The organism is Sutcliffiella rhizosphaerae (assembly GCF_917563925.1).
GTDB classification, from domain to species: domain Bacteria; phylum Bacillota; class Bacilli; order Bacillales; family Bacillaceae_I; genus Sutcliffiella_A; species Sutcliffiella_A rhizosphaerae.
In genome coordinates, this window is record NZ_CAKJTJ010000021.1 from 23,852 (window position 1) to 37,591 (window position 13,740).

17 protein-coding genes are annotated in these 13,740 nt (G+C 36.9%); 8 read left to right on the plus strand and 9 right to left on the minus strand.

Annotated elements, in window-relative coordinates; translation table 11 throughout:
* The first annotated feature begins 56 nt into the window (after positions 1-56).
* The 3 genes from LRP81_RS15990 to LRP81_RS16000 all read left to right on the plus strand — a co-directional run bounded on the left by LRP81_RS15990 (position 57) and on the right by LRP81_RS16000 (position 2,777).
* Positions 57-530: an S-ribosylhomocysteine lyase gene (locus tag LRP81_RS15990; protein WP_230502867.1), complete on the plus strand. Its 474-nt coding sequence runs from the start codon at positions 57-59 to the stop codon at positions 528-530.
* A 223-nt stretch (positions 531-753) separates the two neighbouring features.
* Positions 754-1,761 (plus strand): permease, encoded by a 1,008-nt coding sequence (locus LRP81_RS15995; protein ID WP_230502869.1) that lies wholly within the window; start codon positions 754-756, stop codon positions 1,759-1,761.
* A 17-nt stretch (positions 1,762-1,778) separates the two neighbouring features.
* Positions 1,779-2,777 (plus strand): TIGR03943 family putative permease subunit, encoded by a 999-nt coding sequence (locus tag LRP81_RS16000; protein ID WP_230502871.1) that lies wholly within the window; start codon positions 1,779-1,781, stop codon positions 2,775-2,777.
* A 162-nt stretch (positions 2,778-2,939) separates the two neighbouring features.
* Here the strand turns inward: LRP81_RS16000 and ytzI are convergent, their stop codons facing one another.
* Positions 2,940-3,101 carry a YtzI protein gene (ytzI, locus tag LRP81_RS16005; protein ID WP_230502873.1) on the minus strand — a complete coding sequence of 54 codons (162 nt, stop codon included), beginning with the start codon at positions 3,099-3,101 and terminating at the stop codon, positions 2,940-2,942.
* 151 nt (positions 3,102-3,252) lie between these two features.
* On the opposite strand from ytzI, the gene LRP81_RS16010 reads away from it, so the two are divergent.
* The gene (locus LRP81_RS16010) at positions 3,253-3,693 is read left to right on the plus strand and encodes a Dps family protein (RefSeq protein WP_230502875.1); all 441 of its coding nucleotides are present in this window, start codon (positions 3,253-3,255) and stop codon (positions 3,691-3,693) included.
* Between the two features lie 175 nt (positions 3,694-3,868).
* Here LRP81_RS16010 and LRP81_RS16015 read toward each other — a convergent pair whose 3' ends face one another.
* Positions 3,869-4,102 carry a hypothetical protein gene (locus LRP81_RS16015; RefSeq protein WP_230502877.1) on the minus strand — a complete coding sequence of 78 codons (234 nt, stop codon included), beginning with the start codon at positions 4,100-4,102 and terminating at the stop codon, positions 3,869-3,871.
* Positions 4,103-4,253: 151 nt separating this feature from the next.
* On the opposite strand from LRP81_RS16015, the gene LRP81_RS16020 reads away from it, so the two are divergent.
* From LRP81_RS16020 to ytkD, 3 genes are all read left to right on the plus strand, one after another.
* On the plus strand, positions 4,254-4,649 hold the full coding sequence (locus LRP81_RS16020; protein ID WP_230502879.1) for a phage holin family protein: 396 nt from the start codon (positions 4,254-4,256) through the stop codon (positions 4,647-4,649).
* Positions 4,650-4,717: 68 nt separating this feature from the next.
* Positions 4,718-5,047 carry a hydrolase gene (locus LRP81_RS16025; protein WP_399207902.1) on the plus strand — a complete coding sequence of 110 codons (330 nt, stop codon included), beginning with the start codon at positions 4,718-4,720 and terminating at the stop codon, positions 5,045-5,047.
* A gap of 104 nt (positions 5,048-5,151) precedes the next feature.
* Positions 5,152-5,628: an RNA deprotection pyrophosphohydrolase gene (ytkD, locus tag LRP81_RS16030; RefSeq protein WP_230502883.1), complete on the plus strand. Its 477-nt coding sequence runs from the start codon at positions 5,152-5,154 to the stop codon at positions 5,626-5,628.
* Positions 5,629-5,753: 125 nt separating this feature from the next.
* On the opposite strand, the gene LRP81_RS16035 is transcribed toward ytkD, so the two are convergent.
* The 6 genes from LRP81_RS16035 to LRP81_RS16060 all read right to left on the minus strand — a co-directional run bounded on the left by LRP81_RS16035 (position 5,754) and on the right by LRP81_RS16060 (position 10,832).
* Positions 5,754-6,527 (minus strand): ABC transporter permease, encoded by a 774-nt coding sequence (locus tag LRP81_RS16035; RefSeq protein WP_230502886.1) that lies wholly within the window; start codon positions 6,525-6,527, stop codon positions 5,754-5,756.
* Complete coding sequence (locus LRP81_RS16040; RefSeq protein WP_230502888.1) at positions 6,524-7,465, minus strand: ATP-binding cassette domain-containing protein; 942 nt, start codon at positions 7,463-7,465, stop codon at positions 6,524-6,526. Before LRP81_RS16040 ends, LRP81_RS16035 begins: the two co-directional genes overlap by 4 nt.
* A 100-nt stretch (positions 7,466-7,565) precedes the next feature.
* The gene (locus LRP81_RS16045) at positions 7,566-8,159 is read right to left on the minus strand and encodes a TetR/AcrR family transcriptional regulator (protein WP_230502890.1); all 594 of its coding nucleotides are present in this window, start codon (positions 8,157-8,159) and stop codon (positions 7,566-7,568) included.
* Between the two features lie 105 nt (positions 8,160-8,264).
* Positions 8,265-9,071, minus strand: a complete 807-nt coding sequence (locus LRP81_RS16050; protein WP_230502892.1) for an ABC transporter permease — start codon at positions 9,069-9,071, stop codon at positions 8,265-8,267.
* Positions 9,061-9,828, minus strand: coding sequence for an ABC transporter ATP-binding protein (locus LRP81_RS16055; protein ID WP_230502894.1), 768 nt, complete (start codon positions 9,826-9,828; stop codon positions 9,061-9,063). Before LRP81_RS16055 ends, LRP81_RS16050 begins: the two co-directional genes overlap by 11 nt.
* Before the next feature lie 11 nt (positions 9,829-9,839).
* Complete coding sequence (locus tag LRP81_RS16060; protein WP_230502896.1) at positions 9,840-10,832, minus strand: ABC transporter substrate-binding protein; 993 nt, start codon at positions 10,830-10,832, stop codon at positions 9,840-9,842.
* A 72-nt stretch (positions 10,833-10,904) separates the two neighbouring features.
* On the opposite strand from LRP81_RS16060, the gene LRP81_RS16065 reads away from it, so the two are divergent.
* Entirely contained in the window at positions 10,905-11,732 is an 828-nt protein-coding gene (locus LRP81_RS16065) for an alpha/beta hydrolase family protein (RefSeq protein ID WP_230502898.1), read from the plus strand.
* A gap of 284 nt (positions 11,733-12,016) precedes the next feature.
* Here LRP81_RS16065 and pckA read toward each other — a convergent pair whose 3' ends face one another.
* Positions 12,017-13,603 (minus strand): phosphoenolpyruvate carboxykinase (ATP), encoded by a 1,587-nt coding sequence (pckA, locus tag LRP81_RS16070; RefSeq protein ID WP_230502928.1) that lies wholly within the window; start codon positions 13,601-13,603, stop codon positions 12,017-12,019.
* Between the last annotated feature and the right edge of the window lie 137 nt (positions 13,604-13,740).

Here is a 13,740-nt window from a genome sequence, read left to right on the forward strand (position 1 = left end):
TGGAATTAAAAATGTGCTATAATATTTATAACTTATAAATAAGGGAGAGTGCAATTATGCCTTCAGTTGAAAGTTTTGAATTAGACCATAATGCAGTAAAAGCTCCTTATGTTCGTCATTGTGGAGTTCACAAAGTCGGAACAGATGGTGTTGTTAATAAATATGATATCCGTTTTTGTCAGCCAAATAAACAGGCAATGAAGCCGGATGCCATTCATACACTAGAACATTTACTTGCATTCAATATCCGAACACATGCTGAAAAGTACAATCATTTTGATATTATCGATATTTCACCTATGGGTTGTCAGACTGGGTACTATTTAGTTGTAAGTGGTGAACCTACAGTTGATGAGATTGTGGATTTGATGGAAGATACGTTAAAGGATGCTGTACAGATTGAAGAAATTCCCGCTGCAAATGAAAAACAGTGTGGTCAAGCGAAACTTCATGATCTTGAAGGAGCGAAGCGTTTAATGCGTTTTTGGCTAGAACAAGATAAAGAAGACTTGAAAAAAGTATTTGGTTGATAGTAAAAGGGCTGGCCTTTAGTTTATGTGAACTAGGGTCAGTCTTTTTTACTTTTTAATGATACTTTTGAAGTTAGAAAAGCGTCAGCTCCAATCTTCTTACTCTTTTTTAATTACCCTATCATATATTTAAAAGATAGACATATAATCCTAGCAATAGAAAAAAATCTTTGCTAGATTCGTATGTTATAATACTAAAAGAAATGAAGATAGGAGAACTAGAATGAGGACCAGAAATAGTCTTTTTAAGGATTTAATAGGACTTGCATTGATTGGAGTCTTTTTGTATCTGTTCTTTTTTATTGACTTTAAAGATCTTTCTTTAAATATTCCAGGCTCTTGGTTAAATGTAAATACTATTTTTCTCAGCATCGTAATAGAAGCTGTTCCTTTTATACTACTTGGAGTGTTTGCTTCTGCACTAATTCAGACATTTGTTTCGGAGGAGACAATTAAGAAGTTTCTGCCCAAAAATGCTATTGCGGCAATTATCCCTGCTGCCGTTCTTGGAGTCATTTTTCCTGTTTGTGAATGTGCAATCATTCCAGTCGTTCGCAGACTAATAAAAAAGGGGCTTCCAGTTCATGTTGGAGTAGTTCTATTAGTAGGAGCACCGATATTGAACCCAGTAGTCGTCGCATCTACATATTATGCTTTTAACGGGGATCCTACTATTTTATATGGTAGATTTGGATTGGCATTTGTTTTAAGTATTGTTATTGGATTCTTAATGCTCCTTTTGTTTGATAACAAAAATCAACTGCGCTGGACCAAAAGTGAACTTCAAGGGAAACAAGATCCAATGCTTGAGCAACCAGTCATACAGAACAAATGGAAAGCAACCTTTTATCATGCTAGTGATGAGTTTTTTGTAATGGGTAAATACTTGATTGCGGGTGCCTTTATTGCGAGTTTGTTTCAAACCTTCTTAGATCGAAGCATTCTAATAGCACTTGGACAAAATGAAGTGTTATCCCCTGCGGTCATGATGGCTTTTGCCTATGTACTTTCACTTTGTTCGGAAGCTGATGCTTTTGTTGCCGCTTCCTTTGGATCTACTTTTACTACAGGTTCACTGTTAGCTTTCTTAATTTATGGTCCAATGTTAGATTTGAAAAATACCGTTATGATGTTTGCTTTTTTTAGAACTAAATTTGTCCTTGTATTTATGGCAGTTGTCACAATTGTCGTCTTTGCGAGTATACTTATTTTCCAACAGCTTGTGCTGTAACGAGAGGATGATGATAGATGGAAAAAACAAGAGACTTTGGATTCCATATCTATTTGCGTGGAATTATCCTTCTTGGATTTACCCTACTGTTTTTCAAATTGTTAGTAACTGGGAACATTACAAACTTTATCGCCCCGCGAATGATGCCTTTTATGTATTTTGCAGCTGCAACTTTGTTTATTCTGGGAATCATTCAAATTTGGCGAAGTGGTTCTAAAAATCAAGAGGAATTAGTTTGTAATTGTGGATTTGATCATGGTGATTCTTCCACCCCTATTAAATCTATATTAATTTATTCTATATTTGTCATTCCTATTATGACCGGGTTTATGTTCCCAGATAATGTACTAGATAGCTCTATCATTGATAAGCGTGGATTTACTAGCTCGAAACAAATTGTGGAAGAACGTCAACAGGCAGGTGCATTTGATGGATCTACCGAGAATAGTACAAATCCAGGAGAATCTAGTACGTCTAGAGCAGAAGCTTATCTAGAGGATCCAGAAAAATATATGGACGAACAGGATTCAGAAGATGGGCCAACCATTGATGAAAAATTAGCAGATGCCCCTTTGGAACATCCTGAAGGCTTTGAACTAATGGATCCACCTGAAGGATATTATGAAGAAATAAAGGCTGAAATGTTGAAAATGGATACAATAATAGTAGACGATGAGAGATATATTCCGATGATGAACATTCTTGATGTCCACATGGATGAATTTGAAGGAAAACGAATTGAAATGATTGGTTTTGTCTATCGGGAAGAAGATTTTACAAAGGATCAGTTTGTGGTAGCACGTTTTGGATTGTCTTGCTGTGTCGCTGATGCAAGTGTATATGGGACCTTGTCCAATATGATTGGTGCAGATGAACTAAAGAATGATGAGTGGGTAAAAATAAGTGGGACGGTATCGACCACCCAATACAATAACTTTTTCCTCCCATATATTCATGTAGACACGTTAGAGAAGGTAGAACAGCCAGATTCTCCTTATATATATGAATATTATTAGAGCTATTGAAATTTTTAAAACTAATATTAACCCCAAGAATGTTTATCATTCTTGGGGTTTTTTGCATTTTTATTAAGTTCTTATTTGAAATGTCATGTAAGTGATGAAAGTAGGGTTTTATTTAGGTGGATGAAGCCCTAAATCCCTTAATAAATCGTTTCATTATGCATGAGTATCATCCTTTTTATTTGTTTGATCCTCATTTTCATTTGGTTCGAGGGGGTCTATTGTGTGTTCGTATTTATACGCTTTATTCGTAGTTAAAAGAGTTAAAATTAGTACGACAAAAACGATGATAATACAAATAATCATAATCTTGAACATAATGGGTGTTAAACTCCTTTATTTAAAATAGCTACTCTTATTTTACCATTAATGGGCCTAGAAGAACTAACCTTTTAGGATAAGTGTTATGTTTGAGGGAAAACTAACAGTGGTATAAAGGAATGGATAACTATAAGGAGGATGTTGCAATATGTCAAAACATTTAACAGAAGCAGTTAATAAACAAGTAGCAAATTGGAGTGTACTTTTCATTAAATTACATAATTATCACTGGTTCGTAAAAGGTCCAGAATTCTTCACATTACATGAGAAATTCGAAGAACTATACGGTGAAGCAGCCACCCATATTGATGAACTTGCGGAACGATTACTTGCAATTGATGGAACACCTGTTGGCACGATGAAGGAAATTCTTGAGATTGCCACTATAAAAGAAGCGGAAGGAAAAGAAACTGCAGAACAAATGGTACATTCCATTGCAGAGGATTTTTCCATCCTAATAGAAGAATTAAAAGATGGAATGCAGGTAGCAGAGGAAGCAGGTGATGAGACGACAGGCGACATGTTGCTTGCAATTCATCAAAGTGTGGAAAAACACAACTGGATGTTACGTGCATTTTTAGGAAAATAAAAATAAAGTAGGGCTGTCCAGAAAGAGGATGCTTTCTTCTGGCAGTCCCTATTATGTACATTGTGTTTCCCTCTTGCCATTTGCTCCAATAATCAGCTAAAACAGTTATTTAGAAAAATCGTCATCTCTACTATAAAAGTATATGGCAATATTTTTCGGGCTGCGCATAATTTAATTAGTGGAGTAATTTTCCGGAGTCATCTCCATTAGTTAACAAATCTTTTACTTGCTCCATGACTAATACTGCAACAAGTCCTCTCAATTCTTCATTTGATAACTCCTGTAATAATTCCAAGCATTGCTCTCTTGTAAAATCGTTTACGATAGAGAAGGCAACAGCATCGATATCCTCATCTTCTCTAATAAATCTTTTATAATACTGCTTTACAAAGCCTTCAATTGAGTTCATTTTTATATTCTCCTCCCATAATTATAGTTAGCTTTTGCTATATTTTTCTGTTCATGCAAAGGATTGCTATAAACTCGTAACCAAATACTAGTATTTTGCATATTATGCTAGTAAAGAGATACATGGTAATATTTTTGGGGGTATAGCATATATGGACAAGTACCAGTTCTTTTATTATGGCTCTTTATCATTTTTAGGCACTTTAACATCTTTATTGTTTGGTGGTTATACTACACTCTTTATGTTTTTAGTAGTGTTCGTTGTAGTTGATTATTTTACTGGTATAATGGCTGCGTTAGTAGAAGGGAAACTGTCTAGCCGAGTAGGTTTTCGTGGAATTGCGCAAAAAGTGTTTATTTTTGCTCTTGTCAGTATTGCCCATGTTCTGGATACAATAATGGGAACGAATATGATTAAAGATATAACCATTTTATTTTATTTAGTAAATGAATTCATATCTATTACTGAAAATGCCACAAGATTAGGTGTTCCGATACCAGCCGTTTTAAAAAAGGTCATAGAAGCATTAAAAAAGAAATCAAACTAATTACACTGCCATAACGGAAGAATAATGCAGAGGATTTGAGTGAAAATAAGAGAAGATACTTTGAAAGGGTGGGAAAAATGGAACGAAAAACGTATTATATTTCACTTACAGAAGGATCCATCTCACAAAACCGAACAGCATCTTCTTGGGACTATCAAATTCAAGCAACAGATGAGGAGATCACTCAACTAAGAGAGATATTCGATCAAAATTATTCTTCTGATTGGCAAGGTTTTTGGAGAGCACATATTCCTTTCCTTCAGTATCATTTTGACAGGGAAAATGATGCATATGACAATGGACTTCAACAGGTCTTTAAGATGATATATGAATTAGGTGACGAAGAAACAAAAGCCCATATTAGAGAACAAGGACTGATGGATGACATAGTAGAATAAACAAATTTTGACAGGATGGTCTCTTTAGGGTACTTGGCTCTCACATTTTCGACGCTACTATGATAAGATAAATAAGAAAAAAGAGATATTGGAGTTTCGATAGTATGCATGAGTTTGAAGATATTTATCATAATCGCGTAATTTTATCTTTTGAAGACCATCCTTTTTCCAAAGAACCCAAACATGTGTGGGTTATTTGTTATTATCAAGATCAATGGCTGCTTACAAGTCACAAAAATCGAGGACTGGAATTTCCAGGTGGAAAAGTTGAACCAGGAGAAACTGCTCAACAAGGTGCTGTCAGAGAAGTGAGAGAAGAAACTGGTGGACATGTTTCTAATTTAGAGTACATAGGTCAATATAAAGTAGAAGGAAGAGATAAAGTCATTATTAAAAATGTTTATTTTGCCGTCATTGACAGACTGGAAAAACAGAGTACATACTTTGAAACGAATGGACCTGTTCTGTTAAAGAAACTGCCAAATAATATTCAGAAAGACAATCGATTTAGTTTCATCATGAAGGATGATGTTTTAACTTATTGCGTAGAGAAAATAAGAAGGAGCTCTGAAAGTAAGTAGGAGTCTCCTTCTTTTTTAGGTCTAGCTCAAAGTCATTAGTCATAAGCCTTTACGCCAAGAAGGAAAAGCACAACCTTTTTGTCGCATCATCTTTTGCTTGTGGGAGATACCCAAGGGGTTTCCGTTTAAGTCCTGCTTTTTCTTTTATAGATCGCTGTTGCCAAAAAGAACGAGATAATGAGTAAGCTTCCAAACCAAATAAGGGTTAGCCAAACTTCATTTGTATTTGGGGTACCAATTAGATAGCCACGAACTGCTTCAATCAGTGGAGTCATTGGCTGATTAGCAGCAAATGCTTGCAACCATGTTGGCATCGTGTCAGTAGGAACAAAAGCACTACTGATGTATGGAAGGAACATGACGATAAATGTGAAAGAACTGGCTGTCTCTACAGTATTTGCTAGTAAACCAAATACAACAGAAAGCCAGCTGATTGCAAGTAGGAATAACCCTAATATACCTATTGCAGCCAGCCACTCTAACAATCCAGCATTTGCTTCAAAGCCTGTTAGAAAAGCAACTGCAATTACTAAAATAGTACTAATACTGTTTCTAATAAAACTTCCTGCTACATGCCCTATTAAAAGGGATGATGAATGAACAGGCATACTGCGCAATCTGTCAAACATCCCACCAACCATATCTTGAGTAACGCTAATAGCTGTCATTGAACTTGCATAACCAACACAGGTTATAATAATTCCTGGCACAATGTAGTTCACATATTCGGTACCTGTGTGGATAGCTCCACCAAAGACATAAACAAAAAGCAACATGAGAATGACTGGTAAAAAGATACTTACAAATAAAGATTCAGGATTTCGAAGTAAATGTTTCACATTCCGTCTGAATAAATTCCAACTGTCACTGACAAAATGTCCGTATGTTATGTCTTTCATACCGCTACACCCTCTTTTTCATTTTTATCTGTAAGAACCATAAATACATCTTGAATAGTAGGATTTCGATAATGAAAGGAGGTAGGAATAATACCCTGTTCATGAAAAATGTTTAGAGTTTGTCGTAGGTCTTCAATGGAACCGTCGGAATTTGTAACTAAAATATTTTCCGCTTCATTTAACTCTCCACCTAATAGGGATTGAGCTCGTGCTAAGGATGTTTCTTCTGAAAATACCCACACCAATTTTTCCTCTCCTACAAGGCTTTTTAATTGTTCTGAGCTTCCTTCTGCAATAATTCTTCCACCGTGTAGTACAGCAATTTTATCTGCAAGTACTTCTGCCTCTTCTAAATATTGTGTGGTAAGAAAAATAGTGACACCATCCGCGGCTAACCCTTTTACCATTTCCCACATATTTTGCCTACTTCTTGGGTCTAGCCCTGTTGTTGGTTCATCAAGAAATATTACCTTTGGTGATGCGAGCAGACTGATAGCGATATCAAGCTTCCTTAGCATTCCTCCCGAATAGGTTTTGACTAGTTTTTTTGCATGTGAGGATAAATCAAATAGTTCTAGAAGTTCCGTTATTCTTTTATTTGCCGTCTTTTTGTCTAAGTGCAATAACCGTCCTATCAAAATCAAGTTTTCTTCTCCAGTCAATTGCTCATCCACCGTTGCGTATTGGCCAGTAAGGCTGATTCTTTTTTTTATTGATTGGGGCTGATGCTGACAATCAAAACCATCAATGTAAGCAGTGCCCCCGTCAGCATTAATCAAAGTAGAGAGAATTCGTACAGTTGTTGTTTTGCCTGCACCATTTTCTCCAAGTAAAGCAAAGATGGAACCTTCTTCTACTTGTAAATCGATGTCTTTGAGGATTTGTTTGTTTCCATATCTTTTTTGTAAACCGTCGACCATTATTATCGGCTTTACCATACTAAAACACCTCGCAAAATTTTTGATTGACTCGTTCAGTCAATATAAGAATAAATGGAAACCCATCCTTAGTCAATATATTTTTAAGGATGGGTTTGTATTATCGTTTCGTAATCATTCTTAAAAGAAGATCTACTTTTTTCTCCAATTGGTTCTCCCATGAGGTTAAATCTTCTGTCATTAATCCTGAAATGACTGTTAGGAAAAGGTCTAATAATTCATGGGGCTCTTCCTCAATAATTTCTCCTGCTTGTTGCCCTGCAATGATGAGTGGATAAAGAAATTCAATATAACGTTGACCAGTTTTGTGAATTAACGTTTTGGTTGATTCCGGTACAGGATAATCGGTACGCGTGATATGTTGAACAATCCTAAATACATCACTATTTCTTACTGAAAAAGCGATCAATGTGAATTGCTTTATTTTTTCCAAAGGCGAAAATTGATTATCAAGACTCTGAAATAATTCGTCTGTTCCTGACATTGCCCATTCTAAACTTGTGTGCAAAACTTCATCCTTTGAACGGAAGTAGTGATAAAGAAGACCGTGACTAATTCCAGCTTCTTTTGCTATCATGCTAATCTTCGTAAGCTTGATCCCATTATCGGAAAATACACGTAATGCTGCAGTCATAATTTGAATTTTTCGTTCAATTTTTATTTGTTCTAGCTGTTTATCATTTAATGGTGCCATATTTTTTTAAATCCTTCCCAAGAAAAGATGTTGTCTTTTCATCATATCTTACTAATAAAAGAAAGAAAAGTAACATAGCGAGAAGGATATTTTACACATTCTATTTTACGTGTGCTTTACAAGCTTCTTTTCTAAGAATTCAACAAGTTGGTACATTATAGTAGCAAACACTGCAATAATCAATAGGCTGAGTAGGACGAGCGTGAAGTTGAAGACTTGGAATCCATAGATAATCATATAGCCGAGTCCTTTCGAGCTAACTAAAAATTCCCCTACTATCACACCTACCCACGCAAGCCCCACGTTTACTTTTAATGTGGAAATAATGGTGGGATAGGATGCAGGGAGGACAACTTGCTGAAAAAGTTGTTTACGGCTGGCCCCAAAAGTACGCAACACTTTTAAATAATTGTCATCTACTTCCTTAAAAGCTGTATAGACTACAATCGTGGTTATAATAACTGATATTATCGCACCCATCATAATGATAGATCCCATATTCGGACCGATTGCCACAATTAAAATTGGGCCAAGCGCAACTTTAGGCATGGCATTCATGATGACCAGGTATGGTTCTAGTACTCTTGAAGTCATGGGTGACCACCAAAGGATAGCAGCAAGAATCGTTCCAGCCAATGTTCCTAAAATAAAACCAAAAATGGTCTCTGTCAGCGTAATACCTATATTTGAAAGTAACGTTCCATCCTGTATTTTCTCGATAAATAGGTTCCATATTCGGCTTGGATAACTGAAGAGCAACGGATTTATCCAGCTATTTTTGCCAGCAAGTTCCCATGATGTGAAAAACATAACAAAGATAATAATCTGGTAGAGGCGTACCTTATAGGTTGTTTTCTTCCGTTGCCTAAGAAATTGGCTGTGTAAAAGCTCTGTATTTGTATTATTGTTCAAGTTGTTCCAGCTCCTTCCAGATGTGTGGGAACAACGAAGTATATTCTTGGTGTTGCCTTGCTTTGAACGGAACTAATTCCCGGATTTCTTTTGGCACGCTAAAGGTTTTTGCGACTCTTCCAGGATTGGCTTTTAGTAGAATAATTTTATCGCTCATCGCAATCGCTTCTCCAATATCATGAGTTACAAGCAACGCAGTTTTCTTAAATGATTTCAGGGTGGTAAATACCAAGTCTTCTAATTTCAATTTAGTTTGATAATCTAGTGCAGAAAAGGGTTCATCCAGTAAAAGTAGTTTTGGATCGGTTGCAAGTGTCCTCACAAGTGCCACACGCTGCCTCATGCCTCCTGAAAGCTGAGGGGGATAAAGTTTTTCTACTTCGGGAAGTCCCATATCCTTAAGTAGATTTAACGTTTTGGACTTATTTTCTTTTGTAAATTTATTAGAGATTTTCAAACCTATCAGGACATTTTCTTCAATCGTTTTCCACGGAAAAAGATAGTCCTGTTGGAGCATATAGCCAATTTCAGCTATTGAGTCCTTCGAGGTTTTACCCTTGAGTTGTACGGTACCTTTTGAAGGCTGTAGCAAACCTGCGATGATGGAAAGCAACGTTGTTTTTCCACATCCACTTGGACCGAGAAAGGAAATAAATTCTCCTTCCTCCACATTAATGGTGATGTCCTCAAGCACTTTGGTAGCTTGTTTTGGGGTAAAGTAGATATGATCAATTTGGTTAATTGATAATAAACTCATCGTTCATCATCCTATTCTCCCATTACCTCTTCTGCAATGGATGTGTTTACGAGCTGACTGTACTCCACATATTGTGGGAGTTCTCCAGCTTCCTCCATAATGTTTTGTAAGTTATCCCACTCTTCTTGATCTAGAATCGGATCTGTAGCAAAGGATCCCTGACTTTTATATCGATCCACTACCGATTCAATTAGCTCCACTGATGTATCATCAAAGTAAGGTAGAATCAATTTTGCAGTTTCAGAGGCTGGGTTATTTTCTACCCATTTCTGTGCTTTGTATAAAGCTCTTGTAAATTTCTCAACAGCTTCAGCATTTTCTTCTAAATAACTTTCTTTTGCCATAAAGGTTGTATATGGAAGATGACCAGACTCTTCTCCAAATGAAGCGACAATATAGCCAATTCCCTCTGCTTCAAAAATACTTGCTTGCGGTTCAAAAAGCTGAACAAAATCTCCCGTTCCTGATGCAAAGGCACTCGGAATGTTTGCATAATCAATGTTTTGAATAAGGTTCAAATCATTTTGTGGGTCTATTCCATGCTTTTTCAAAACAAACTCACCTGCCATTTGAGGCATTCCACCCTTACGTTGACCAAGGAATGTGCTGCCCTCTAGGTTATCCCAAGCAAAATCAATGAGATTCTCTCTAGCTATTAGGAAAGTACCGTCAGTTTGAGTGAGCTGTGCAAAATTTATGACAGGATCGTTGGAGCCTTGAGCATAAACATAAATAGACGTTTCCGAGCCAACTAAAGCGATATCTGCACCATCAGCTAGCAAGGTGGTCATCGTTTTGTCTCCACCCCAAGCTGTGGTTAATTCAACCTCCAAGCCTTCCTCTTCAAAAAAACCTTTTTCAATCGCAACATATTGGGGAGCATAAAAAATAGAACGTGTTACTTCTGCAATACGAATTGTTTCGTTTTTTCCACCACAAGCAACTAATGCAGTGATGACTAAGAAAGATAATAATATGGAACCCGTTATTCTTAAGCCTTTCATATTCTACCTCCTCTAAAAATTAGGCAAATGCTTTGTATGTTTATATAGATTAGAGTATGATTTGGGCTAAATATGTGTGAATGCCTATGTGGTAATGAAGGAGGCAGAAAGTTGCAAGTACATAACGGAAAGATAGTCGAAAAACAAGCGTTTCCATCACCAAGTCCCTATATTAATGTCTTTAAGGTAACCTATTATAGCAATGGACTAAAGGTGAAGGGACTTTTGGCTGAACCCAAAAAGGACGGGCAATACGAGGGCTTTTTATATTTACGAGGTGGGATTAAAAATGTTGGTCAGGTAAGAGTTGGACGGATTGTTCAGTTTGCATCTGAAGGATTTGTTGTAATGGCACCATTTTACCGCGGTAATCAAGGGGGAGAAGGTAATGAGGATTTTGCCGGTGATGACAGAGTCGATGCTTTCTCAGCTTTTCAACTATTAACAACTCATCAAAAAGTAAAGCAAGATCGCATTCACGTTTTTGGCTTTTCCAGAGGTGGGGTCATGGCTTTAATGACAGGTATAGAATTTCCAGAAACACGTTCCGTTGTATCATGGGGAGGAGTATCTGATATGTTTTTAACCTACGAGGAACGTGTTGATTTAAGACGGATGATGAAACGTGTGATTGGAGGAACTCCGACAAAGTATCCAGAACGGTACGAATGGCGGACCCCGTTATTTAAGCTTGAAAGGCTGAAAGCACCAATATTATTAATTCATGGGGAAAAGGATCATAATGTTTCCATTGAGCATTCTTACCGCTTAGAAAAATGTGCAAAAGAACATACTCTGCCCGTTGAAACATGGTACTACTCTGAGTTTACGCATTATTTTCCTCCAAAAGAAAATAGGAGAATAGTGGAGCGATTGTGTGACTGGATGAAAAGGCAATAGGGGGAAGTATTGCCAGGTTAACTTCCTGATAATTTGGCAAATCTTCAAATAAGCTGTTTAAATCTCTAAATAAACGCTTCAATATCTAAATCGGCTTTGGAAATCTCTAAATCAGCATTTTAAACATCTAAATAACCTATTGAAAGCCACATATCACTCTTTATGTCGCGTTGCCGCTAAATTTAAGCTTTGAGCCAGCAAAATTAATAGGTCGACACACTTCTTTTTACGCAATCTAATAACAAATAAAGCTGCTGAGAAATCTCAGCAGCTTGCTTTGCTTATTATATAGTCGGTCCACCGAGTCCGAGAACTTCAGCAGGAACATTATCAAACTTTTTGAAGTTATTTTTGAACTTACCTGCAAGTTCACGTGCAGCTTGATCGTACATTTCTTCATCTTGCCAAGTACGTTTAGGCTGTAGAACCTCATCTGGAACTCCTGTGACATGTACTGGCACACTAACTCCGAAATATGGATCTATAGATACTTCAGCATTAGTTAGTTCTCCTTCAAGAGCAGCTTGCACCATTGCTCTTGTGTAAGAAAGTTTCATGCGGTTACCTACGCCATAGCCTCCACCAGTCCAACCAGTGTTTACGAGGTAAACCTGCACGTTATGCTCGTCGATTTTTTGACCTAGCATTTCTGCGTAGGTGGTTGCAGGTAGTGGCAAGAAAGGTGATCCAAAGCATGTAGAAAATGTAGCTTGTGGAGAAGTAATTCCACGCTCTGTACCAGCAAGCTTACTTGTATATCCGCTAAGGAAATGGAACATTGCCTGTTCTTTTGATAATTTACTTATTGGAGGCAAGACTCCTGTTGCATCCGCTGTTAAAAAGACTATTGTTGTTGGGTGGCCAGCAATACTTGGTTCCACAATATTTGTCATCGCATCTAACGTGTAGGCAGCACGAGTGTTTTCTGTTAAAGTGGAATCATCATAATCAGCTACACGAGATTGACCATCAATGACTACATTTTCTAAAACAGATCCGAAACGGATAGCATCAAAAATTTGAGGTTCTTTTTCACGAGTGAGACCAATGCATTTTGCATAGCAGCCACCTTCAATATTGAACACACCAGTGTTAGACCAGCCATGTTCATCGTCACCGATTAGCTTACGGTTAGGATCTGCCGAAAGTGTTGTTTTTCCAGTTCCGGATAATCCAAAGAATAGGGCAACATCACCTTCGCGTCCAACGTTAGCGGAGCAGTGCATTGGCATAATGCCATTTTCAGGTAAAAGGTAATTCATCACAGAGAAGATAGATTTTTTCATTTCTCCAGCATATTCTGTTCCACCGATTAATACGATGCGCTTGCTGAAGGAAATGATGATGAATGCTTCTGAATTTGTTCCGTCAACTGCTGGATCTGCCTTAAAGTTTGGTGCAGAAACGATACTGAATGCGGTTTCATGCTTGGCTAACTGCTCATCATCTGGACGAATGAAAAGTTGCTGTGCAAATAGGTTATGCCATGCGAATTCATTGACTACTTGAATGGGTAATTGATATTTTTCATCAGCACCAGCAAAGCCTTTAAATACAAAAATCTCGTCTTTTTGTTCTAAGTATGAAAGTACTTTATTATATAAAGCGTCAAAAACTTCTTCAGAAATGGGACTGTTAACAGTACCCCAATCAATTTTTTCTTTACTGGTTGGTTCTTCCACAATAAACTTATCTTTAGGGGAGCGCCCCGTGTATTTACCTGTAGTTGCCACTACGGCACCAGTTGATGTCAAGCTGCCTTCATTACGGTTCAATATTTTTTCCACTAATTGAGGAACAGATAGCTGAACCTTGACATTGTTTCCGTATACTAATTTTGTCAATCCATTATCGATACCAACCGTTTTCATCATGGATAACTCTCCTTCAATTTAAAAAATATAAAAAATAGTTTTTGTTATCTGTTAAAAAGTATAACACATTCAATTAAATAGTCCATACTAATTAACTTATTTTATGAAAAGAAATCAAAATCGTTAACATTATT

Excerpts from the sequence above, each read along its gene's own strand:
- ytzI (WP_230502873.1), bottom strand. The coding sequence starts at position 3,101 with ATGTTCAAGATTATGATTATTTGTATTATCATCGTTTTTGTCGTACTA.
- pckA (WP_230502928.1), bottom strand. The coding sequence starts at position 13,603 with ATGAAAACGGTTGGTATCGATAATGGATTGACAAAATTAGTATACGGA.
- LRP81_RS15995 (WP_230502869.1), top strand. The coding sequence starts at position 754 with ATGAGGACCAGAAATAGTCTTTTTAAGGATTTAATAGGACTTGCATTG.
- LRP81_RS15990 (WP_230502867.1), top strand. The coding sequence starts at position 57 with ATGCCTTCAGTTGAAAGTTTTGAATTAGACCATAATGCAGTAAAAGCT.
- ytkD (WP_230502883.1), top strand. The coding sequence starts at position 5,152 with ATGCATGAGTTTGAAGATATTTATCATAATCGCGTAATTTTATCTTTT.
- LRP81_RS16035 (WP_230502886.1), bottom strand. The coding sequence starts at position 6,527 with ATGAAAGACATAACATACGGACATTTTGTCAGTGACAGTTGGAATTTA.
- LRP81_RS16045 (WP_230502890.1), bottom strand. The coding sequence starts at position 8,159 with ATGGCACCATTAAATGATAAACAGCTAGAACAAATAAAAATTGAACGA.
- LRP81_RS16065 (WP_230502898.1), top strand. The coding sequence starts at position 10,905 with ATGTGTGAATGCCTATGTGGTAATGAAGGAGGCAGAAAGTTGCAAGTA.
- LRP81_RS16000 (WP_230502871.1), top strand. The coding sequence starts at position 1,779 with ATGGAAAAAACAAGAGACTTTGGATTCCATATCTATTTGCGTGGAATT.
- LRP81_RS16055 (WP_230502894.1), bottom strand. The coding sequence starts at position 9,828 with ATGAGTTTATTATCAATTAACCAAATTGATCATATCTACTTTACCCCA.
- LRP81_RS16015 (WP_230502877.1), bottom strand. The coding sequence starts at position 4,102 with ATGAACTCAATTGAAGGCTTTGTAAAGCAGTATTATAAAAGATTTATT.
- LRP81_RS16020 (WP_230502879.1), top strand. The coding sequence starts at position 4,254 with ATGGACAAGTACCAGTTCTTTTATTATGGCTCTTTATCATTTTTAGGC.
- LRP81_RS16060 (WP_230502896.1), bottom strand. The coding sequence starts at position 10,832 with ATGAAAGGCTTAAGAATAACGGGTTCCATATTATTATCTTTCTTAGTC.
- LRP81_RS16040 (WP_230502888.1), bottom strand. The coding sequence starts at position 7,465 with ATGGTAAAGCCGATAATAATGGTCGACGGTTTACAAAAAAGATATGGA.
- LRP81_RS16010 (WP_230502875.1), top strand. The coding sequence starts at position 3,253 with ATGTCAAAACATTTAACAGAAGCAGTTAATAAACAAGTAGCAAATTGG.